This is a genomic window from Micromonospora sp. NPDC092111, from assembly GCF_044755745.1.
Lineage (GTDB): Bacteria > Actinomycetota > Actinomycetes > Mycobacteriales > Micromonosporaceae > Micromonospora.
In genome coordinates, this window is sequence record NZ_JBIVRQ010000002.1 from 269,492 (window position 1) to 290,664 (window position 21,173).

At 73.6% G+C, this 21,173-nt stretch carries 20 protein-coding genes; 9 read left to right on the forward strand and 11 right to left on the reverse strand.

Annotated features, from left to right (window positions below):
* Nucleotides 1-4: 4 nt before the first annotated feature.
* Together ACIQG9_RS07290 and ACIQG9_RS07295 are read right to left on the reverse strand one after the other, a co-directional pair.
* Nucleotides 5-688, reverse strand: coding sequence for a response regulator transcription factor (locus tag ACIQG9_RS07290; protein WP_067314784.1), 684 nt, complete (start codon nucleotides 686-688; stop codon nucleotides 5-7).
* A gap of 22 nt (nucleotides 689-710) precedes the next feature.
* Entirely contained in the window at nucleotides 711-1,979 is a 1,269-nt protein-coding gene (locus ACIQG9_RS07295; RefSeq protein ID WP_400399283.1) for a sensor histidine kinase, read from the reverse strand.
* A 232-nt stretch (nucleotides 1,980-2,211) separates the two neighbouring features.
* Here ACIQG9_RS07295 and phoU point away from each other — a divergent pair, with 232 nt between their 5' ends.
* Nucleotides 2,212-2,865, forward strand: a complete 654-nt coding sequence (gene phoU, locus ACIQG9_RS07300; protein WP_400399026.1) for a phosphate signaling complex protein PhoU — start codon at nucleotides 2,212-2,214, stop codon at nucleotides 2,863-2,865.
* A gap of 52 nt (nucleotides 2,866-2,917) precedes the next feature.
* On the opposite strand, the gene ACIQG9_RS07305 is transcribed toward phoU, so the two are convergent.
* Nucleotides 2,918-3,685 (reverse strand): phosphoglyceromutase, encoded by a 768-nt coding sequence (locus ACIQG9_RS07305; protein WP_400399027.1) that lies wholly within the window; start codon nucleotides 3,683-3,685, stop codon nucleotides 2,918-2,920.
* 151 nt (nucleotides 3,686-3,836) lie between these two features.
* Between ACIQG9_RS07305 and ACIQG9_RS07310 the strand changes: the two genes are divergently transcribed.
* Both ACIQG9_RS07310 and ACIQG9_RS07315 read left to right on the forward strand, forming a co-directional pair.
* Nucleotides 3,837-5,168 carry an MDR family MFS transporter gene (locus tag ACIQG9_RS07310; protein WP_400399028.1) on the forward strand — a complete coding sequence of 444 codons (1,332 nt, stop codon included), beginning with the start codon at nucleotides 3,837-3,839 and terminating at the stop codon, nucleotides 5,166-5,168.
* 249 nt (nucleotides 5,169-5,417) lie between these two features.
* Entirely contained in the window at nucleotides 5,418-6,698 is a 1,281-nt protein-coding gene (locus ACIQG9_RS07315) for an MFS transporter (protein ID WP_400399029.1), read from the forward strand.
* A 456-nt stretch (nucleotides 6,699-7,154) separates the two neighbouring features.
* Here ACIQG9_RS07315 and ACIQG9_RS07320 read toward each other — a convergent pair whose 3' ends face one another.
* The 3 genes from ACIQG9_RS07320 to mshA all read right to left on the reverse strand — a co-directional run bounded on the left by ACIQG9_RS07320 (nucleotide 7,155) and on the right by mshA (nucleotide 10,231).
* Nucleotides 7,155-7,745, reverse strand: coding sequence for a hypothetical protein (locus ACIQG9_RS07320; protein WP_400399285.1), 591 nt, complete (start codon nucleotides 7,743-7,745; stop codon nucleotides 7,155-7,157).
* A gap of 548 nt (nucleotides 7,746-8,293) precedes the next feature.
* A complete protein-coding gene (locus ACIQG9_RS07325) occupies nucleotides 8,294-8,809 on the reverse strand; it encodes a YbjN domain-containing protein (protein WP_400399030.1) in 516 nt (171 codons plus the stop codon).
* A gap of 57 nt (nucleotides 8,810-8,866) precedes the next feature.
* Nucleotides 8,867-10,231 (reverse strand): D-inositol-3-phosphate glycosyltransferase, encoded by a 1,365-nt coding sequence (gene mshA / locus ACIQG9_RS07330; protein WP_400399031.1) that lies wholly within the window; start codon nucleotides 10,229-10,231, stop codon nucleotides 8,867-8,869.
* 181 nt (nucleotides 10,232-10,412) lie between these two features.
* On the opposite strand from mshA, the gene ACIQG9_RS07335 reads away from it, so the two are divergent.
* Entirely contained in the window at nucleotides 10,413-11,180 is a 768-nt protein-coding gene (locus tag ACIQG9_RS07335) for an SDR family oxidoreductase (RefSeq protein ID WP_400399032.1), read from the forward strand.
* Between the two features lie 81 nt (nucleotides 11,181-11,261).
* Nucleotides 11,262-12,056, forward strand: coding sequence for a class I SAM-dependent methyltransferase (locus ACIQG9_RS07340; RefSeq protein ID WP_400399033.1), 795 nt, complete (start codon nucleotides 11,262-11,264; stop codon nucleotides 12,054-12,056).
* Between the two features lie 8 nt (nucleotides 12,057-12,064).
* Here ACIQG9_RS07340 and ACIQG9_RS07345 read toward each other — a convergent pair whose 3' ends face one another.
* Nucleotides 12,065-13,156 carry a UDP-N-acetylmuramate dehydrogenase gene (locus ACIQG9_RS07345; RefSeq protein ID WP_400399034.1) on the reverse strand — a complete coding sequence of 364 codons (1,092 nt, stop codon included), beginning with the start codon at nucleotides 13,154-13,156 and terminating at the stop codon, nucleotides 12,065-12,067.
* Nucleotides 13,157-13,227: 71 nt separating this feature from the next.
* Between ACIQG9_RS07345 and ACIQG9_RS07350 the strand changes: the two genes are divergently transcribed.
* The 3 genes from ACIQG9_RS07350 (at nucleotide 13,228) to ACIQG9_RS07360 (ending at nucleotide 16,761) form a co-directional block, all read left to right on the forward strand.
* Nucleotides 13,228-13,986, forward strand: a complete 759-nt coding sequence (locus tag ACIQG9_RS07350; RefSeq protein ID WP_400399035.1) for a maleylpyruvate isomerase family mycothiol-dependent enzyme — start codon at nucleotides 13,228-13,230, stop codon at nucleotides 13,984-13,986.
* Between the two features lie 368 nt (nucleotides 13,987-14,354).
* Entirely contained in the window at nucleotides 14,355-15,734 is a 1,380-nt protein-coding gene (locus ACIQG9_RS07355) for a GH1 family beta-glucosidase (RefSeq protein ID WP_400399036.1), read from the forward strand.
* Nucleotides 15,735-15,753: 19 nt separating this feature from the next.
* On the forward strand, nucleotides 15,754-16,761 hold the full coding sequence (locus tag ACIQG9_RS07360) for a LacI family DNA-binding transcriptional regulator (RefSeq protein WP_400399037.1): 1,008 nt from the start codon (nucleotides 15,754-15,756) through the stop codon (nucleotides 16,759-16,761).
* Nucleotides 16,762-16,849: 88 nt separating this feature from the next.
* Here ACIQG9_RS07360 and ACIQG9_RS07365 read toward each other — a convergent pair whose 3' ends face one another.
* Nucleotides 16,850-17,644: an EI24 domain-containing protein gene (locus tag ACIQG9_RS07365; RefSeq protein WP_400399038.1), complete on the reverse strand. Its 795-nt coding sequence runs from the start codon at nucleotides 17,642-17,644 to the stop codon at nucleotides 16,850-16,852.
* Nucleotides 17,645-17,784: 140 nt separating this feature from the next.
* Here ACIQG9_RS07365 and ACIQG9_RS07370 point away from each other — a divergent pair, with 140 nt between their 5' ends.
* On the forward strand, nucleotides 17,785-18,771 hold the full coding sequence (locus ACIQG9_RS07370) for a helix-turn-helix transcriptional regulator (RefSeq protein ID WP_400399039.1): 987 nt from the start codon (nucleotides 17,785-17,787) through the stop codon (nucleotides 18,769-18,771).
* Here ACIQG9_RS07370 and ACIQG9_RS07375 read toward each other — a convergent pair.
* The 3 genes from ACIQG9_RS07375 to ACIQG9_RS07385 form a co-directional block, all read right to left on the reverse strand.
* Nucleotides 18,762-19,679: an SDR family oxidoreductase gene (locus tag ACIQG9_RS07375; RefSeq protein WP_400399040.1), complete on the reverse strand. Its 918-nt coding sequence runs from the start codon at nucleotides 19,677-19,679 to the stop codon at nucleotides 18,762-18,764. The genes ACIQG9_RS07370 and ACIQG9_RS07375 overlap by 10 nt on opposite strands.
* A gap of 289 nt (nucleotides 19,680-19,968) precedes the next feature.
* A complete protein-coding gene (locus tag ACIQG9_RS07380) occupies nucleotides 19,969-20,856 on the reverse strand; it encodes an alpha/beta fold hydrolase (protein ID WP_400399041.1) in 888 nt (295 codons plus the stop codon).
* A complete protein-coding gene (locus ACIQG9_RS07385; protein ID WP_400399042.1) occupies nucleotides 20,853-21,167 on the reverse strand; it encodes a DUF2516 family protein in 315 nt (104 codons plus the stop codon). Before ACIQG9_RS07385 ends, ACIQG9_RS07380 begins: the two co-directional genes overlap by 4 nt.
* Nucleotides 21,168-21,173: the final 6 nt, after the last annotated feature.

Consider the following 21,173-nt stretch of genomic DNA (forward strand, 5'->3'; position numbering starts at 1 on the left):
CGGCCTACGGCTCGAACTTGTAGCCCAGGCCGCGCACGGTGACGATGAAGCGCGGCGCGGACGGCTCCGGCTCGATCTTCGAGCGCAGCCGCTTGACGTGCACGTCCAGCGTCTTGGTGTCGCCGACGTAGTCGGCGCCCCAGACCCGGTCGATGAGCTGACCGCGGGTGAGCACCCGGCCGGCGTTGCGCAGCAGCAGCTCCAGCAGCTCGAACTCCTTGAGCGGGAGCTGCACCGCCGCCCCGTCGACGGTCACCACGTGCCGCTCGATGTCCATCCGGACCGGGCCGGCGGCCAGGGTCGGCGCGCCCGACTCGGTCACCTCGGGGCTCTGCCGGCGCAGCACGGCCCGGATCCGGGCCACCAGTTCGCGGGGCGAGTACGGCTTGGTCACGTAGTCGTCGGCGCCGATCTCCAGCCCGACCACCTTGTCGATCTCGCTGTCCCGCGCGGTCACCATGATGATCGGCACGTGCGAGCGCTGCCGCAACTGCCGGCAGACCTCCGTCCCGGACATCTCCGGGAGCATCAGGTCGAGCAGCACGATGTCCGCGCCGGTCCGGTCGAACTCGGTGAGGGCGGAGGTGCCCGTCGCGGCGACGGACACCTCGAAGCCCTCCTTGCGGAGCATGTACGACAGGGCGTCGGAGAACGACTCCTCGTCCTCGACCACCAGAACGCGGCTCAACGGGTGTTTCCTTTCCTAGCGGTCAGACCTGCCGGAGCTCGGCCGGGCCGGGCTCGATACCAGCCGACGGCGGTATCGTCTCCAGGTCGTCCGGGGGGCTGGCGGGTAGCCGGAGGGTGAACGTCGAGCCCCCTCCCAGAGTGCTCGACACCTCCACCCGACCGCCATGGTTGCTGGCGATGTGTTTGACGATAGCCAGGCCGAGGCCGGTGCCACCGGTGGCGCGGGACCGGGCCTGGTCGGCCCGGTAGAACCGTTCGAAGATCCGGTCGACGTCGGTCGGGGCGATCCCGATGCCCTGGTCGGTCACGGAGACCATCACGTGCCCGTCGTCCGCCCGGGTGGTCACCTGGACGGTGGTGTCCTCGGCGGAGTAGTTGATCGCGTTCTCGACGAGGTTGGACACCGCGGTGGCGAGCTGGCTGTCGCTGCCGTACACGGTCAGCCCCTTCTCCCCCTCGGTCACCACCTGGATCCGGCGGGCGGTGGCGGAGGTACGGGTCCGGTCGAGCACCTCGGCGATCACCCAGTCCACCCCGACCGGCTCCGGGGCCGGCTGCGGCTCGGCGCCCTGGAGCCGGGTCAGCTCCAGCAGCTCCTGCACGAGCCGGCCCAGCCGGGTCGACTCGTGCTGGATCCGCTCGGCGAAGCGCCGGGCGGCCAGCATGTCCTCGGAGAGGTCCGGTGCCCCGCCGGCCGGCTCGGTGGCGTCGACCAGGGCCTCGGCCAGCAGTTGCAGCGCCCCGATCGGGGTCTTCAGTTCGTGGCTGACGTTGGCCACGAAGTCGCGGCGGACCCGGGCCAGCCGGTGCGACTCGGTGACGTCGGCCGCCTCGACGGAGATGTAGCCGCCGCCGAGCCCCATCGCCCGCAGGTGCACCCCGAGCGGGTTCTCCCCGGCGTTGTCGCGGCCACGCGGCAGGTCCAACTCGATCTCGCGCCGCACCCCGGTCCGCCGGACCTGCCCGGCCAGGGTACGGATCAGCGGGTGGGCGGCGATGGAGCCGGGGGTGGTGCCGGTACGGAGCAGTCCCATCGCCCGGGCGGCGGGGTTCACCAGGACCGGCACGTCGTCCGGGCCGAGCACGACGACGCCGGCACGGAGCGAGTCGATGGTCTTGCGGCCGAGCCCGGAGAGCCCGCCGGACTGGTCGTCGGGAATCGTGCGCCTCCCCATACTCCACCGGGAGCCCTCGCCCCCGGGCGACGCCGGTCGGCGCCGCCGGTGATGGACAGGACGCGACAGCAGCAGCCCGGCGACCAGTCCGGTCACCAGGGCCACGGCCACCACGATCGCCACCGCCCATTCCACCCGGCGATCGTAGGGTCATTGTTAACCTGGCTATCGCCCAAAAGTGGACGAATCACTCTCGCTTCCGGAGAAATTCACCCCTGGGCCCCGCGTCGTTCACCCGGGTGCACCTCGGGTCCGTCCCCCGCGCCTACGGTGGGTCGCGCACCTGCTCAACCCGTACGCCGGCGGTCGTTGGGCCGCCGGCGGCCACCGAACCCAGGAAGTGACGATGCGCGACGAGTTCCGGGCCGACCTGCAGATTGTCAGCCAACTGCTGGTGGACATGGCGGAGGGGGTGCGTGCCGCGATGCGCCAGGCCACCCGCGGCCTGCTCACCGCCGACCGCGAGGCGTCCGAGGCCGTGATCGCGCGGGACGCCGAGATCGACGACCTCTACCAGCACGTCGAGGAGCGGGTCTGCGACCTTCTCGCCCGGCAGGCGCCGGTCGCCTCCGACCTGCGGGCGATGGTCACCGCCCTGCACGTCGCCGCCGACCTGGAGCGGATGGGCGACCTCGCCGACCACGTGGCGAAGACCGCGCTGCGCCGGCACCCGTCGCCGGCCGTGCCGGCCGAACTGCGGCCGGTCTTCACCGACATGGCCGCGGTCGCCGACCGGATGGCCGAGAAGATCGGCAAGGTGCTGGCCAGCCCCGACGCCGACATCGCCGCCGAGCTGGACCGCGACGACGACGTGATGGACGACCTGCACAAGAGCCTCTTCGGCGTGCTGCTCGGCGACGACTGGCCGTACGGGGTGGAGACCGCGATCGACGCCACCCTGCTCGGCCGCTTCTACGAGCGGTTCGCCGACCACGCGGTGAACGCCGGCGAGCGGGTGGTCTACCTGATCACCGGGGAGACCGCCCCCACGGCGAGCTGACCCGGGCGTGACGAAGGCCCCGGTCCGGGTGGACCGGGGCCTGTCCGGTCCGTCAGCGGCCCTGGTTGGCGACCGCGGCGGCGGCCTCCTTGGCGGCGGTCGGGTCGAGGTACGTCCCGCCCAGGCTGAGCGGGCGTAGCTGCGGGTCGAGGTCGTAGCGCAGCGGGATGCCGGTGGGGATGTTCAGCTTGGCGATCGCCTCGTCGCTGATCTGGTCGAGGTGCTTGACCAGAGCGCGCAGCGAGTTGCCGTGCGCGGCCACCAGCACCGTCCGGCCGGCCAGGATGTCCGGCACGATCGAGTCGTACCAGTAGGGCAGCATCCGGTCGACGACGTCCTTGAGGCACTCGGTGCGCGGCATCAGCTCGGTGGGCAGCAGCGCGTACCGGGGGTCGCCGACCTGCGACCACTCGTCGTCGTCGGCGATCGGCGGCGGCGGCGTGTCGTACGACCGGCGCCAGAGCATGAACTGCTCCTCGCCGTACTCGTCCAGGGTCTGCTTCTTGTTCTTGCCCTGTAGGGCGCCGTAGTGCCGCTCGTTGAGCCGCCATGACCGGCGCACCGCGATCCAGTGCCGGTCGGCGGCGTTGAGCGCCAACTCGGCGGTGCGGATCGCCCGGCGCATCACGCTGGTGTGCACCACGTCGGGCAGCAGGCTGTGCTCGCGCAGCAGCTCGCCGCCGCGCCGCGCCTCCCCCTCGCCCTTGGCGGTCAGGTCGACGTCGACCCAGCCGGTGAAGAGGTTCTTCGCGTTCCAGTCGCTCTCGCCGTGCCGCAGCAGGACCAGCGTCCCGATGGTGGGCCCCTCGCTCGCAGTCATGCCGATCATCCTGCCGCACACCGCCGGTGGACACGCGGGCAGTGGTGGTGACGACCACCACGTGGAAAAGCCGATGACCGCCGTCCGGCCCCGGAACTAGGTTGTAAGGCGCTGCATGGAGATTGGTCATTACTGGAGTGGGGGCGCGGGCGTGCGGACGGTACAGGGCTGGTTCCGGGACACCACGGGTGGACTACCGAGGGCCTTCTGGTATCTCTGGACCGGCACCCTGATCAACCGGCTCGGCTCGTTCGTGCTGGTCTTCCTCGCCATCTACCTGACCAGGGAACGGGGCTTCTCCGCCGCCCAGGCCGGCCTGGTGATCGGCCTCTGGGGCGTCGGCGGGGCGGTCGGCACCACCGTGGGCGGCATCCTCACCGACCGCTGGGGACGGCGTCCCACCCTGTTCACCGCACACGTCGGGGCAGCCACCATGATGCTCTCGCTCGGCTTCGCCCGGCCGCTCTGGGCGGTGGCGGTGGGCGCGCTGCTGCTCGGCACGTTCGCCGAGGCGGCCCGGCCGGTGTTCGGGGCCATGATGATCGACGTGGTGCCGGAGAAGGACCGGCTGCGCGCGTTCTCGCTGAACTACTGGGCGATCAACCTGGGCTTCGCCTGCGCCGCCGTGCTCGCCGGATTCGCCGCCCAGGCGGGCTTCCTGCTGCTCTTCGTGGTCGACGCGGCCACCACCCTGGTCACCGCGCTGATCGTCTTCATCCGGGTCGGCGAGACCCGACGCGCCTCCGCCGTGGTCGCCGCCAGGGGCGGCCCCGCCCCCCGGGGCGCGCTGCGCACCATCGCCACCGACCGGATCTTCCTGGGCTTCGTGGTGCTCAACCTGTTCGCCGCGATGGTCTTCCTCCAGCACATCTCGATGCTGCCGATCGCGATGGGCGACGCCGGCCTGTCCCCGGCCACCTACGGCTCGGTGATCGCGCTCAACGGGGTGCTGATCGTGGTGGGCCAGCTCTTCGTCCCCCGGCTGATCCGGGGCCGGAGCCGGTCGCACGTGCTCGCCCTCGCCTCGGTGGTGATGGGGGTCGGCTTCGGGCTGACCGCGTTCGCCGACGCGGTCTGGTTCTTCGGGCTCACCGTGCTGATCTGGACGCTCGGCGAGATGCTCAGCTCCCCGTCCAACGCCACCCTGATCGCCGAACTCTCCCCGGCCGAGATGCGCGGTCGCTACCAGGGGGTCTTCTCGCTCTCCTGGCAGGTCGCCGGCGCGGTCGCCCCGATCCTCGGCGGCGTGGTCCGCGAGCATGCCGGCAACGCCGCCCTCTGGCTGGGCTGCGCCGCGATCGGCGGCGTGACGGCGGTGGCCCACCTCGTCTCCGGCCCGGCCCGGGAACGGCGGGCGACCCAGCTCCAGCCCCGCACGGAACCGGTCGTACCGGTCATCGCCGGCCAGCACCCGGCACCGCAGGCGGCCGAGGCCGCGGCGACCGCACCGGCCGAGCCGGTCCCGGCCCGCACCCCCGCCTGAGTACGCCCACCCACCCCCCGCCTCACCCCGGGGGCGGGGCGGGGGGCGCGGACTCCACACCGGTCGGCCTCTTCGGAGCGCCACCCCGCCACCCGGCCCGAAGCCGATGCCCGTCCGAGGCGATCGGGCCGATGCCGGTGACCGGCCGGGGCGCCGAAACCCGGTGACCCACCAAACACGCTGGCGTCGTTCGGCGCGGCTCCCTACGGTCTGGGGGCGGATCGGTGAACAAACCTTCCTGGAGGACGGGTGCGGAGCGTACGGCGCTGGTGGGACGACACGGCCGGTGGTCTGCCCGCCACCTTCTGGTACCTCTGGGCCGGGCTGCTGATCAACCGGGCCGGCGCCTTCGCGATGCTCTTCCTGTCGCTCTACCTGACCGACGCCCGCGGGGCGAGCCCCGCACTGGCCGGGACGGTGGTCGGTGCGTACGGGGCCGGTGGGGCGGTGGGGGTGCTGCTCGGCGGGGTGCTGGCGGACCGCTGGGGGCGGCGGGCCACCCTGCTCGCGGCGCACGTCGGCGCGGCCGGGCTGATGGTGGCGCTGGCGTTCAGCCGGCACCTGGCGGTGATCGCCGTCCTCGCCGCGCTGGTCGGCGTGGTGCACTCGATGCCCAGTCCGGCGTTCGTGGCGGCGATCGTCGACGTGGTCCCCGCGCACCGCCGGTCCCGGGCGTTCAACCTCCAGTTCTGGGCGTTCAACCTCGGCATGGCGGTGGCCTCGCTGCTGGCCGGCCTGCTCGCCGAGGCGAGTTTCGTGGCCCTCTTCCTGGTGGATGCCGCCGCCACCCTCACCACCACCCTGGTCATCGCCGCGAAGGTGCCCGAGACCCTCACCCGCCCGCCGCTGTCGGCGGCCCTCCGTCCCGACCCGGTACGGCGGCGGCCCGGGCTGCACACCGCGCTGACCGATCGGACCTTCCTGGTCTTCGTCGGGCTGACCTTCGTCCTCGCGGTGCTCACCATGCAGACCTCGACGATCATGCCGCTGGCGATGCGGGCGGACGGCCTGGGCCCCTCGGCGTACGGCCTGGTGGTGGCGCTCGGCGGCGCGCTGATCGTGCTGGGGCAACTCTTCGTCCCCCGCCTGATCGACCGGCACCGCCGCGACCGGGTGCTGGCGCTCTCCACCGGACTGCTGGCACTGGGCTTCGGGGCACTGGCCGTCGCCGACCGGCTACCGGTCTACCTCACCGCGGCGGTGGTCTGGACGGTCGGCTCGATGCTGGCCGCCCCGCCCAACGCGCAGATCAACGCCGACCTGGCCCCGCCCGACCTGCGGGCCCGCTACCAGTCGGTGTTCTACCTGACCTTCCCGGCGGCGTCGTTCGTCGCGCCGACACTGGGCGGGGTCAGCCTCCAGTACCTCGGGGCGGGGCACTGGCTGGTCGTGGGTGGCCTCGGGCTGCTCGCCGCGGGCGGTCACCTGCTCGCCGGCCCACCCCGGGAACGCCGGGTGGCCGCGCTGCGCGCCGCCACCTCCGGGACCGCGCCCCGCCCGACCGAGCCCACCCTCACCGGCCCGAACTGAGTCGGCGTACCCCCGGACGGGACCGGTCAGCGCGACGCTCGGTCGGACCGGCGCGCCGACAGCCCGCCGGCAGCGGGATGCGGAAACGGCAGAACGCCCACCCGACCCGTGGGTCGTGGTGGGCGCTCTGCCGCTTGCCCGGCGGCGGCGGGCGACCCTCACCCCCGTAAGCGTCGCCCGCTCGCGCCGCCGGTTCCCGGGTGGCACCGTCCCCCAACGGCGTGCTCCACCCGATCTTGCGCCTCGCCCGGTGCACGGATCTGATCGATCCGCCGCTCCCCCGAACGTTTCCGAACGTGGCGCGGTGCAATAAAGTTAGTTCGCCCGGATTCCGGATTCAACCTGGCGCGCTGTCTCGCCGGTCACAAACAACACCGGAAGTCCGCTCCGGCACCCCTGGTCCGGGCCTCGTGGTTGCCAACACACGGCTACCCGGCAGCCATTCCCGTAAACACCTCAGCCGTCTTCCCGATCGGGTGACTCGGTCCGGAAGAAGTTGCTCTGCCGGCCGTCCCGTAGCTGCTCCTGGAAGATGAGATTCAGCCGGCGCGCGTCGAACGTCCGGAACCAGTCGTCCCAGCCGATCTTCTGGATCCGGCTGCTCTGCCGATAGCCCGGGATGTCGAAGGTGAGCACGCCGGGCCGGCCGTCCCGCTCGGTGCCGGCGATGGTGGCCGGCATGGCTCCCCGCGCCGCCGCCCAGCGTTGGATCACCTCGTGGTTGGTGGTGACCAGGCTGCGTCCGGGCCGCTCGGGGCGGTCCGCCGGCGACGAGATGAGCTGCGAGGACCGTACCGACCGGGAGGTGGACCGACCGGTCCGGACCCCGCCCGGGCGCGCGGCGGCCCGCGCCGGCGCGGCCTTCGCCTTGGCACGCGACGCGGAGGTGGCCGACGGCGTCGCCTTCGCACGGGCCGACGGCGTCGCCTTCGCACGCGACGCGGAGGTGGCCTTCGCACGAGTCGACGGCGTGGCCTTCGCGCGGGAGGCGGAGGTCGCCTTCGCGCGGGAGGCGGAGGTCGCCTTCGCGCGTGACGCGGAGGTCACCTTTGCCCGGGAGACGGCGGTCGGTGCCGCCTTGGCCCGCGCGGTCGCCGCCCGGCGGGCTGCGGCCGGCGCGGCCTTGCGGGCCGGCGTGGCCTTGCGGGCCGGGGTGGCTTTGCGGGCGGGGGCCGGCGCGGCCTTCGACCGGGCCGACGTGCTCTTCCGGGCACCGGTCGACGTGCCGGCGGACTTCCGCGCCGGCGCCCGCCCCGACGGTCCGGTGCTGCGCCGCGCGGCGCTGCCCGTCCGACCTTCCGAGCGCAACGACCGCGCCAACGTCTTCACCAGTTCCGGCTTGCGCAGCGCGGAGATGCCCGCGACACCCCGGCGCCGGAGCTGCCCCCGGATGTCGTCGACCTTCATCCGGGAGATCTCCGACTCGGAGATTCCCGGCGTGTTCGGGGTCTGGTTGCCGGCCTGGCGCTTGGTCCTGGTCGCCGTTGCGCCGCGACCTGAGCTGTTCCGCTGAGCCATGACACGCTCCTCGACAGTCCGTCCTCGGCCTGCGGCGGGTCCCAACACTGCCGCACCGCAGCGGTGCGGCATACCCGTCAGGACCGGTCCGAACCTCCGGCGGACGGTTCGAAGAGGTGGGCGAAGGCGGCGAGGTTCGCGGTGGACTCGCCCCGCTTGACCCGCCACTCCCACTCCCGCCGGATCGAGCTGCCGAAGCCGATCTCCAACATCGTGTCGAACGACTCGTCGGAGTAGCTGAGCACCGCCCCGAGCAGCCGGTCCAGCTCGTCGGCGTCGACACCGGCCGGGTTGACCCGGCCGGTGAGGTAGACGTCCCCGACCGCGTCGATCGAGAACGAGACGCCGTACATCCGGGCGTTGCGCTGGAGCAGCCAGGCCCACAGCTCCTCGCGCCGCTCGTCGGGCTGGCGCATGACGAACGCCTCGACCCGCAGCGCGTGCTCGCCGACGATCAGGTTGCAGATCGTCTTGAGCTTGTGCGTGCCGGGCAGGGTGACCGCGTACGAGCCCTCTCCGGTGGACTCCCAGTCCAGCTCCCGCTCGGTGCAGACCGACTCGATCAGGGCCGCCAGGTCGCTCTTCGCGCTCATCGCACCCACTCTACGGCCGGGCCGGCGGGCGCACCGGACGGCGCTGCGCCGCCCCCGTCACCAGGAGCAGGTGAGCGCCGGGTCGCCGGCCAGCCGGGCCGCCAACCGCTCCCGGTGCTCGGTGACCGCCTCGCCGTACACGGCGAGCAGGCCGGAGACCGTGCGTTCCCAGGAGAAGTGCCGGGCGTGTTGGGCGGCCCCCCGGGCCAACCGCTCCCGGCCCTGCCGGTCGGGGAGCAGCCGGGCCAGCGTACGGGCCCAGTCGGTGGGGTCGTGGCCGTGCACCAGCACCCCGCTGACCTGGTCCCGGACGGCGGTGACCAGGCCACCCACGGCGGCGGCGACGACCGGGGTGCCGCAGGCCTGCGCCTCCAGCGCGACCAGCCCGAACGACTCGTTGTGCGAGGGCACCGCCACCAGGTCGGCGGCCCGGTAGAGGGCCGGCAGGTCGTCCCCGGTGCGCGGCGACAGGAAGCGCACCCGGTCCGCGACGCCCAGCGAGGCGGCCAGTTCGATCAGCGAGGTGGGCCGGTCCAGCCCGCTGCCGCTCGGGCCGCCGCAGATCACCACGGTCAGCTCGTCGGCCAGGGCCGGATCCCGTTCGCGCAGCGCGGCGACCGCCCGGACCAGCACGTCGGGGGCCTTCAGCGGCTGGATCCGGCCGACGAACGCGACGACGTACCCGTCGGTGGGCAGGCCCAACCGGCGGCGGGCGGCGCGGGTGGCGGCGGCCCGGTCCCCGGCGGCCGGCCGGAACCGGTCCAGGTCCACGCCGGGCTCGACGACCGCGACCCGGGCCGGGTCGGCCTCGTAGCGGCCGACCAGGTCGGCCGCCTCCACCCGGGTGTTCGCCACCAACCGGTCGGCCTCGGCGACCACCTGTTCCTCACCGATCACCCGGGCCTTCGGCTCCGGCCGGTCACCGGCGGCGAGCTGGGAATTCTTCACCTTCGCCAGGGTGTGCGCGGTGTGCACCAGCGGCACCCCCCAGCGCTCCTTGGCCAGCCAGCCGACCTGACCGGAGAGCCAGTAGTGCGAGTGGATCAGGTCGTAGTGGCCCGGCGGGCGGGCCGCCTCGGCGCGGAGCACACCGGCGGTGAAGGCGCAGAGCTGGCCGGGCAGCTCCTCCTTGGTCAGCCCCTCCAGTGGACCGGAGGTGACGTGCCGGACGTGCACGCCGGGGGCCATCTCCACCACCGGGGGCAGGTCGCCGGAGGTGGCCCGGGTGAAGATCTCCACCTCGACGTTCGCCTCGGCGAGCCGCCGGGCGACCTCCACGACGTAGACGTTCATGCCGCCGGCGTCGCCGGTGCCCGGCTGGTGCAGCGGCGAGGTGTGTACGGAGACGGTGGCGATCCGGCGCGGCCGGGGCCACGGCAGCGCACCTCGTTGACGACCGACCCCGGTGTGCTGATCCGCCACGTCCGCTCCCTCTGTCACGGTTGATGCCGTCCCGCACGACCGGCGCTTCTCGGTCAACATCCACGCCGGATGTCATCTTCCCCATCGGGCATCGGAAATGCGTGGCCCCGGGGGCCCGGCGTGACGGACCTCATCACCGGACCCCCCGGGCGGGACCTCGCACGGGGGCGACAATGGCCGGATGACCTCTGTCGCGATCGTCACCGGGGCGTCCAGCGGGATCGGTGCGGCCACCGCCCGCCGGCTCGCCGCCGAGGGTTTCCACGTGCTCGCCGCCGCCCGCCGCACCGACCGGCTCGCCGGGCTGGTCGCCGAGATCGAGGCCGCCGGGGGCACGGCCACCTCCGTGCCCTGCGACGTCACCTCCGACGAGTCGGTGGCCGGGCTGGCCGAGGCCGCCGCCGCGGCACCCGGACCGGTCACCCTGCTGGTCAACAACGCCGGCGGCGCGCGCGGGCTGGACCCGGTGGAGTCCGGCTCGGTGGCCGACTGGCAGTGGATGTACGACGTCAACGTGCTCGGCACGCTCCGGGTCACCAAGGCATTGCTGCCGGCGTTGGCGCAGTCCGGCGCCGGGACCATCGTGGTGGTCTCGTCCACCGCCGGGTTCACCGTGTACGAGGGCGGCGGCGGCTACACCGCGGCCAAGCACGCGCAGACCGCCCTGACGGGCACGCTGCGGCTGGAGCTGTGCGGCCGGCCGATCCGGGTGATCGAGATCGACCCGGGAATGGTACGGACCGAGGAGTTCGGCCTGAACCGGTTCGGCGGCGACGCGGGCAAGGCCGACGCCACCTACGCCGGCGTGGCCGAGCCGCTGGTCGCCGAGGACGTCGCCGACTGCATCGCCTGGTGCGCGACCCGGCCCCCGCACGTCAACGTGGACCGGCTGGTGGTCCGCCCGCTGGCCCAGGCCGCCCAGCACAAGGTGCACCGGGTCGGGCCGTGAAGCGGCACCGGTGAGCGGGGCCGGCGAGTCCCGTACCCGGGAACGGGGATGGCGTTGAGGGCGGCCCACGCGGAGGCGCGGATGGCGGAGATCGCACGGCGGCGGCCGGTGGGCGTGGTCACCCGGGGCACGACGAACCCGAACCGGCTCCGGCGGGTCGACAACTGGATCGTCGAGAGCTGCGGCGACCGGTTGCGCGCCGCGGCCGACCCGCTGGTGGTGGACCTCGGTTACGGCGCCACCCCGGTCACCGCCGTCGAGCTGCGGGGCCGGTTGGCCGCCGGGGTCCGCGCCGACGTCCGGGTGGTCGGGCTGGAGATCGACCCGGTACGCGTCGCCGCCGCCGGGCCGGCCGCCGACCCGCCGTGGCTGACCTTCGCCCGGGGCGGTTTCGAGCTGGCCGGGCTGCGCCCCACCCTGGTCCGGGCGTTCAACGTGCTCCGGCAGTACGACGAGGGCGAGGTCGCCGACGCCTGGCGGACGGTCACCGACCGGCTCGCCCCGGGTGGAGCGCTGGTCGAGGGGACCTGCGACGAGCTGGGCCGGCTGGGCAGTTGGCTGCTGGTCGACGCGGACGGCCCCCGCACCCTCACCCTGGCCGCCCGCCTGACGACCCTGGAGAGCCCCGCCGAGCTGGCCGAGCGGCTGCCCAAGGCGCTGATCCACCGCAACGTGCCCGGCGAACGGATCCACGACCTGATCCGCGCCCTGGCCGACGCCTGGCAGTCCGCCGCCGGCTACGCCCCGTTCGGCCCCCGCCAACGCTGGACGGCGGCCGTCGCCACCCTGAAGGCCACCGGCTGGCCCGTCCTCGACCGTCCCCGCCGCTGGCGGCTCGGCGAACTCACCCTCCCCTGGTCCACCGTCGCCCCCTGATCCGGCTGTCAGAGGGTGCAGTTGACCAGGACGGGTTCGGGGTGGAGGGGAACGCCGAAGCGGGTGTGGACGCCGTCGCGGATCTCCCGGGCGAGGGCGATCAGGTCGGCGGTGCGGGCGGTGCCGCGGTGGTTGGTGAGAGCCAGGGTGTGCTTGCCGGAGATCGCCGTGCCGCCGGGGCCGGGGTGGCCCTTGGCGAAGCCGGCCCGGTCGATCAGCCAGGCCGCGCTGACCTTCACCAGGTCACCCGGGCAGGGCCAGGACGGCGGCTCCCCGATGTCGGCCGCCCGCTCGCACAGCAGCTCGTACCCGGCGCGGTCGAGCACCGGGTTGGTGAAGAACGAGCCGACCGACCAGGTGTCCGGGTCGGCGGGGTCGAGCACCATGCCCTTGCCGGCGCGCAGCGTGAGCACCGCCGCGCGGGCGTCGGCCAGCGGCACCCGGTCGCCGACCTCGACGCCGAGCGAGCGGGCCAGTTCGGCGTAGCGCACCGGACCGGACAGCGGCGAGCGGTGCAACCGGAAGTCGACCGAGAGCACCACCCAGCGGTCGCTGTACTTGAAGATGCTGGCCCGGTACGCGAAGCCGCAGTCCGCCGCCGCGACGGTGGACAGGCTGCCGTCGGTGCGGTCGTACACCTGGACGCCGGTGATGCTCTCGGCGACCTCCTGGCCGTACGCGCCGACGTTCTGGATGGGGGTGGCGCCGGCCGACCCGGGGATGCCGGAAAGGCACTCCAGGCCGGACCAGCCGTTGGCGACGGTGGCGGCGACGAGGGCGTCCCAGGGCTCGCCGGCCTCGACCCGTACGGTGACGGTGTCGGCGTCCTCGGCGACCACCGTGAGCCCCCGCGACCGCACCAGGACGACCGTGCCGGGGAAGCCGGCGTCCCCGACGACCAGGTTGCTGCCGCCGGCGAGGACGAGCACCGGCTCGTCGCGCCGGTGCGCCTCGCGGACCGTCCGGACGAGTTCGTCGGCGCTGGTGGCGGTCTCCAACCGGGCCGCCGGGCCACCGAGGCGGAGGGTGGTGTATCCGGCCAGTGCGGCCGGGTCGACGGGTTCTGCACCGGTTGTCGGTTTGGCGTAGACGTCTGACACGCCTTTCACCCTAGGCTGAGGGGTAGCCGCGGCACCCACTGGTGGCCCGGTCACCCCCGGGGAGGATTGCGATGAGCAGACTGCACGCCACGAAGGACTTCTGGATCGGTGCGCTCCGGGTCGACGGCCCGGCCTTCGCCGCGGCCGTGGCCGAGGCGCCGCCCGAGACACCGGTCCTGTCCTGCCCCGGCTGGACGGTGGCCGACCTGACCCTGCACCTCGCTGGCGTCTACCACTGGGTGCACTCCTTCGCCGGCTCCGGCGAGACGCACCAGCCCGCCCGCCCGGACGTCGCCGACCTCGCCGCCGGGGTGACCCCGCTCCAGCTCTGGCAGCACGGGTACGACCAGCTCATGACCCTGTTCGACAGTCTCGACCCGGAGGCCCCGGCGTGGAACTGGGCACCGCAGCCGAAGAAGGCGGGTTTCTGGCCGCGCCGGATGGCGCACGAGACCGCGGTGCACCGGTGGGACGCGCAGCTCGCCATCGCCGCCGGTGACCCGATCGAGGCCAAGCTGGCCGCCGACGGGGTCGGCGAGGTGCTGGACACCTGGCTGCCGGCCGGCCGGCGGCGCACCCCGGGGCAGTGGCAGGGGGTGGTGCAGCTAACCGCCACCGACGCCGCGCAGGACTGGTATTTGCGGCTGCGCGGGGAGGGGGTGGCCCTGCTGGACACGGCGACCGTCTTCGGGCACGAGGACCACCACGCCCGGGTGCAGGTCACCGCGACCGCCAGCGACCTGCTGCTGGCGCTGTGGGGCCGGATCAGCTTCGACACCCTCGGGGTCACCGGGGACCGGTCCCTGCTGGAGGGCCTGCGCACCGGCTGAGCCCAGCCGGCGCCGACCGCTGGGGCCGAGGGCGAGAGAGCGCTCTCTTGACAGGAGTGGATCGGCCTACCACCCTGTCGTGAGAGCGCTTCCCGGCAGAGATCGCGGTGGGGCCGCCGACCGGACGGCCCGCGCGCAGCAGGTCCCACCCGCCCCACCACCCGAGACCTGAGAGGGGTCCGAAAGATGGGTGTCTCTCCGGAGTGCCCGACCACGCAACGGTCGTTGCGAGCCCGGCCCGACGGGTACTACCGAAAGATGTCGCAGGGGTTGACCGGCACGGCGATCGCGACCCTGCCGCTGCCGCTGGTTTTCGTCGTGTTGGGCCGCCCGATCGTCGGCGGCATCACGGAAGGTGCGGTCAAGGCGTGAGCGAGCTCCGATTCCCCGAAGACTTCGTCTGGGGCGCGGCCACCGCCGCGTACCAGATCGAGGGCGCGGTCCGCGACGACGGGCGCGGCGAGTCCATCTGGGACACCTTCAGCCGTACGCCGGGGAAGGTGCACCAGGGCCACACCGGCGACGTGGCCTGCGACCACTACCACCGGTACGCCGACGACGTGGCGCTGATGGCCGAGCTGGGGCTGGCCGCGTACCGGTTCTCGGTGGCCTGGCCCCGGATCCGGCCGGACGGCACCGGCCCGGTCAACCCGCGCGGCCTGGACTTCTACGACCGGTTGACCGACACGCTGCTCGACCGGGGCATCGACCCGATCGTCACCCTCTACCACTGGGACCTGCCGCAGACGTTGCAGGACCGGGGCGGCTGGACCAGCCGGGAGACCGCCGAACACTTCGCCGACTACGCGCTGGCCGTGTACTCCCGGCTCGGCGACCGGGTCCGCACCTGGACCACGCTCAACGAGCCGTGGTGCTCGGCGTACCTCGGCTACGGCAACGGGGTGCACGCCCCCGGCGAGCAGGACGCCGGGGCGGCCTTCCGCGCCGTACACCACCTGCTGCTGGGGCACGGCCTGGCCACCCGCGCGCTGCGCGCGGCCGGCGCGCAGACCATCGGGATCACCCTCAACCCGGCCGACGTGCAGCCCGCCGACCCGGCCAGCGCCGCCGACGCGGCGGCGGTACGGCTGGTCGACGGCCTCCAGAACCGGATCTTCCTGGACCCGCTGACCGGTGCCGGCTACCCGCCGGACGTGCTGGAACACGTGGGCCGGATGGTCGCACCCACGTTCATCCGGGCCGGCGACGAGAAGATCGTCGCCGCGCCGATCGACCTGCTCGGGGTGAACTTCTACGCCCCCACCTACGTCGCCGGCCGCCCCGACGGGAAGGGCGGCAGCGCCTGGCCGGGCACCGAGGGTGCGGTGGAGTTCCTCCCGGCCACCGGCCCGCTGACCGAGATGGGCTGGATGATCGAACCGGCCGGGCTGACCCGGCTGCTGGAGCGGATCGCCACCGACTACCCGGGGCTGCCGCTGCTGATCACCGAGAACGGCGGCGCGTTCCCCGACAAGACCGGCGCCGAGGGGCCCGACGGGCTGGGCCAGATCGTCGATGCCGACCGGATCGCCTACCTGGACGGCCACCTGCGCGCGGCACACGAGGCCATCGCCCGCGGAGTCGACCTGCGCGGCTATCTCGTATGGTCGTTGCTGGACAACTTCGAGTGGGCCGAGGGCTACCGGAAGCGGTTCGGGATCGTCCACGTCGACTACCTGACCCAGCGGCGCACACCGAAGTCCAGCGCCCGGTGGTACCAGGAGGTGATCTCCCGGAACGGGCTGTGACGAGATGGTGGTAACGGGCATGACGACGGCACAACGGCCCACCCTGGAGGCGGTCGCCCGGCGGGCCGGCGTGTCCCGGGCGACCGTCTCCAGGGTGGTGAACGGCTCCACCACCGTCGCCGAGCCGATCCGGGAGGCGGTCCACCGGGCGGTGGCCGAGCTGGGGTACGTGCCGAACCTGGCCGCCCGCAGCCTGGTCACCCAGCGCACCGACTCGATCGCCCTGGTGATGCCGGAGGCGGCCACCCGGGTCTTCTCCGACGACCAGGTCTTCCCCGGGATCATCCGGGGCGCGGCCCAGGAGTTGGAGGCGGCCGACAAGCAACTGGTGCTGATGCTGGCCGGTTCCCCGGCCGGGCACGACCGGGTGGAGCGGTACACCACCGGCCGACACGTGGACGGGGTGCTCTTCGCCTCGCTGCACGGCGAGGACCCGCTCCCCGGCCGGCTGGCCCGGTTGGGCATCCCGGTGGTGTGCAGCGGCCGTCCGCTCGACGCCGCCGAGGTGCCGTACGTCGACGTCGACCACGTCGGCGGGGTCACCGAGGCGACCCGCCACCTGATCCGCAACGGCCGCCGACGGATCGCCACCATCGCCGGCCCGCAGGACATGGTGGCCGGCATCGAACGGTTCGCCGGCTACCGGGACACGGTGGCCGCCGCCGGCCTGCCGGAGCTGGTCGCGTACGGCGACTTCACCCGGGAGTCCGGGGCGACGGCGATGCGGGAACTGCTCGCCGCGCACCCCGACCTGGACGCGGTCTTCGCCGCCTCCGACCTGATGGCGCACGCCGCCCTGCGGACGCTGCGCGAGGCGGGCCGCCGGGTGCCGGACGACGTCGCGGTGATCGGCTTCGACGACATCGAGACGGCCGCCTACACCGAGCCGCCGCTGACCACCATCCGGCAGCCGATAGTCGAGCTGGGCCGGCAGATGACCCGACTGCTGCTGGCGCTGGCGGCCGGCGAGGAGGTCGAACGGGCGGTGGTGCTGCCGACGGAGCTGATCGTCCGGGAGTCCGCCTGACCGCCCCCACCACCGCCGGTCGACCCGTACCGCCTCGGGCTACCGGCCGCTCTGCGCCTGCCGACCCGGTCCTGGGTCGCCGTCCAGCTCAGCCCTCCTGGATGTGCTGGCCCAGCGACCGGCGGGCGAGCAGGGCGGCGCCGGCCACCGCGGCCGGCATGATCAGCACCGCGCCCAGCGGGATCAGGAAACAGACGAAGACCGCCACGCCGAACCCGAGGGTGGTGGCCCGGTCGGCCTTCAGCCGGGCCCGGCGGTCCGGCAGCCGCAGCCCACGCCGGGAGAACGGCGCACCGACCAGCTCCACGGCGAGCAGCCAGCCGCCCACCGTCGCACCGATCACCGGCACCACGGTCTGCCCGACCACCGGGATGAACCCGGCCGCGAAGAGCGGGATGCCGAACAGCACCGACAGGCCGACCAACCGCAGCGAGTCGACGACGCTGCGCCGCAACGACGCCCAGAACGGCACCTCCACCGCCCCCGGGGTGCCGCCGAGACGTTCCTCCACCCGCTCGGAGATCTTCTCATAGAACGGGTCACCGATGACCAGGGTGACCGCCGTGAACCCGACCACCGTGAGCAGCCCGCCCAGCCCGAGGAAGGCCAGCCCGGCGATCACCCGGAGCAGACCGCGTGGGGTGGTCGACCAGTCGTCGGCGAACGGGGTGACCAGCGCGGCCAGGTCGTCGACGAAGTAGATCAGGGTGGCGAACGCGGCGACGAAGAGCACCCCGGACAGAAGCGCCGGCAGCACACCGAGCAACATCAGCCCTGGGCTGCGGACGTACAGTCCGAGGCCGCGCAGGAGCAGGCCCGCTCCGGAGAAGAACCGGCCGGCCGCGCCGGTCACCGGCGCGGCGATACTGCGGGGTGCGTTCACGATGGCAGAGCCTAGCGGCCGGAGACCAGCCCGGCCGGCCGCGCCCGGACGCGCCGCGCCGGCCGACCGACGGATGCCGGCCGCTCGTACCCGAACTGGTCGGTGACGGCACGCTCGGGCCGGGGAGGCAGGATGGGACGGTGCGGGCGTCCCGGTTGATCTCCCTGGTGCTGCTGTTGCAGTCCCGGGAGACGATGACCGCCGGCGAGTTGGCCCGCGAGCTGGAGGTCTCCGAGCGGACGGTCTACCGGGACGTGCTGGCGCTCTCCGCCGCCGGGGTGCCGGTCTACGCCGACCGGGGTCGGGCCGGCGGCTACCGGCTGCTCGGCGGCTACCGGACCCGGCTGACCGGGCTGACCCGGGACGAGGCGGAGGCGCTGTTCCTCGCCGGGCTGCCCGGCCCGGCGAGCGAGATGGGGCTGGCCGACGCGGTGGCCTCCGCCGAGCTGAAGGTGCTCGCCGCGCTGCCGCCGAGCCTGCGCGACGCCCCGGCCCGCACCGGGCAACGCTTCCACCTGGACGTGCCGGGCTGGTTCCGGCAGTCCGACCCGCCCCGGTGGCTGGCCGAGCTGGCCCGGTCGGTGTGGCGCGACGGGGTCGTCGAGCTGCGCTACCGGCGCGGCGAACGGGAGGTGACCCGCCGGGTCGCGCCGTACGGGCTGGTGCTCAAGAACGGGGTGTGGTACCTGGTCGGCCGGGTCGACGACGCGGTGCGCACCTACCGGGTGGACCGGGTGGTCGGGGTCGAGCCGACCGGGGAGACCTTCGTCCGGGACGAGGACTTCGACCTGGGCGGGCACTGGCGGGAACAGGCCGAGGCGTTCCTGCGGAGCATGTTGACCGAGCGGATCACCGTCCGGATCAGCCCCGCCGGCATCCGGGCGCTCCGCTGGGCCGCCGAATCCCCCCTCGCGTACGACGAGGCGGTGACCGGCGCGGGCGCACCCGACGGGCAGGGGTGGATGCTCACCCGGCTGCCGGTCGAGTCCGTTCCGGTGGCGTACGACCTGATCCTCCGGCTCGGGCCGGAGGTGGAGGTGCTCGACCCGCCGGAGCTGCGGGCCCGGCTGGCGAACGCGGCCCGGCGGCTGGGCGACCTCTACCGGACGCCGGACGCTCAGCGGTAACCGGTGACGTCGGCCGGCCGGCCGGTGTCGGCGACCTCCACGATGTAGCGCAACCCCTGCGGCCGGCTGCCGTCGAGATCGGTGAAGCCGTACACGGTGGCCAGCTCGCCGCTGTCGACCGACCGGCCATTCCAGCGGGCCCGGTCCGGGTCGGCGGCCAGGGCGGCCACCGCGCGTCCGACGTACGCCGGGGTCTCCGAGATGGCGAAGTGCGGATCCATCACGATGCCGTCCCGCCAGTTCTCCTCGGTGACGCCGAAGTGTTCCAGCATCGCCTCGGAACGGAGGAAGCCCGGGGTGAGGGCGACGGCGGTGCAGCCGTGCGGTTCCAACTCCCGGGCCTGGGCGAAGGCGAGCCGGTTCACCGAGACCTTGGCCAGGTCGTAGAAGACCGACAGTCGGTAGTGGGCGTCGTTGTACGCCGTGGTGCCGTCGCCGATCTCCACCACCAGGCCACCCGGGTTGCGGATCAGCAGCGGCAGCGCGTGGTGGCTGGTGACGAGGTGGCTGTGCACGGCCAGTTCCAGGGTGCGGAAGCCGGGCTCCAGCGGCTGCCTCCAGACCGGTTCGTTCCAGGTGATCAGGTGTTCGCTGCCCCACACGTCGTTGACCAGCACGTCGAGCCGGCCCTGCTCGGCGTCGATCCGGGCGACCAGGTCCCGGACCTGCTCGGGCACCAGGTGGTCGACCCGTACCGCGATGCCGGTGCCCCCGGCGGCGGTGACCAGCTCGGCGGTCTCCTCGATCGTCTCCGGGCGGTCCATCTCGGAGCGGCCGGCCCGGCTGCTGCGGCCGGTGGCGTAGACCGTCGCCCCGGCCGCGCCGAGCTGGACCGCGATCTGCCGGCCCGCGCCCCGGGTCGCCCCGGCCACCAGCGCGACCCTTCCTCGCAACGGTGTCGTCGTCATGCCGTCGAGCGTGTCAGCAATACCTGACGGCCGAGGTCCGGTTTGGGTGACGGATGCCAGCCGGAACCAGACGGCCCTCACCCAGAGTGACCTCACCCGGGGGCGACAGCCTTCCCTGACCGATATGCCGGAGCGGCATATTTATGCCGGAGCGGCATATCGGCACCGGGGGTGATGTCCTCGGCGGGCAAGCGCAGGTGGGCAAGCGCAGGTCGGCAAGCGCAGGTCGGCAAGCAGCGCAGATGACGAGCCCCGGGGCGGCAGGTGGGGCCAGCCGACGATCCGGACGCTACCCGTTGAGGAAGGTCGAGACGCGCTCCCGGAGGTCGGCGCGTTCGGTCCAGGCGAAACCCGGCCGGTCGTACACGTGCAGGGTGGCGTTCGGCAGCGCGGCGGCCAGCTCCTCGGCCACGTGAGCCGGGTGCAGGTCGTCGCCGACACAGCCGATCACCAGTGCCGGGGCGGTGACCCCGGCCAGCACCCCGGCGTCGGTCAGCGGCACCTGCTCGGGCAGGTCGGCCAGGCCGGGGGCGAGCCCGTCGCGGAGCAGTTGGTCGAGCCGCTGGCGCAGGTACGCCCAGCCGGCCGGGGAGTTGCGGACCGACGGCGGCAGTTCCAGGGCGACCACGTCGGCCACGGCCGACGCGTCGCCGCTCGCCACCGCGTCGAGCAGGTCGGTCAGCCGCTGCTGGGCCACCGGGCCACGCGGGGTGTCGAGGGCGGCGGGCAGGAAGAAGACCAGCTTCTCGAAGCGGTCCGGGCTGTCGGCGAGCAGCCGGCAGAGCGCGCCCGCGCCGAGGCTGGCCCCGAACGCCCGGGTGGCGCCGCCGAGGTCCGCCACGGCGCGTAGGTCGCGGGCGAGGTCGAGGTAGCTCCACGGGCCGGGGGGCGCGTCGGAGCGGCCGTGCCCCCGGAACTGGAAGAAGAGCCTGCGGCCGGTGACCGCGCTGCCGAACGGACGGGTGGTAGCGATGCCGTTGCCGAGGCCGTGGGCGAAGACGGTGACCGGGTCACCGGTGCCGGTGACCAGCCGTTCCAGGTGTACGTCGTGCGGGGTGGCGACCAGTTCGGTCTCCGGTTCGGGCAGGGCGGGACGCCCGGTGCGCGGCGCGCCCGGCCCCGGCCCCCAGGTGCGGGGTCCGCCGTCCGGCGGTGGGGGCCAGCGGAAACCCCTCACCAGAACCCTTTGCCGTCGTGCAGGTCACGCAGCCCGACCCGGACGTCGAGCAGGTAGATCAGGCCGGCCGCGATGCCGATCAGCCCGAAGATGCTCAGCGCGCCGAACCCGAGCAGGGTGAGCAGCAGGCAGACCGCCAGGATGGCGATCCAGCCGCCCTTGGGCAGGGTGCCGATCGCCGGGAAGGCGTCCGACCGCTGGGTGATCGCGTGCACCAGGGAGACGCCCTGCACGATCAGCGCGAAGACGAGCAGGAGGCGGTCGATGATGAACACGACGTCGAAGACGAAGATCGGCGCGGCGATGGCCATGCCGGC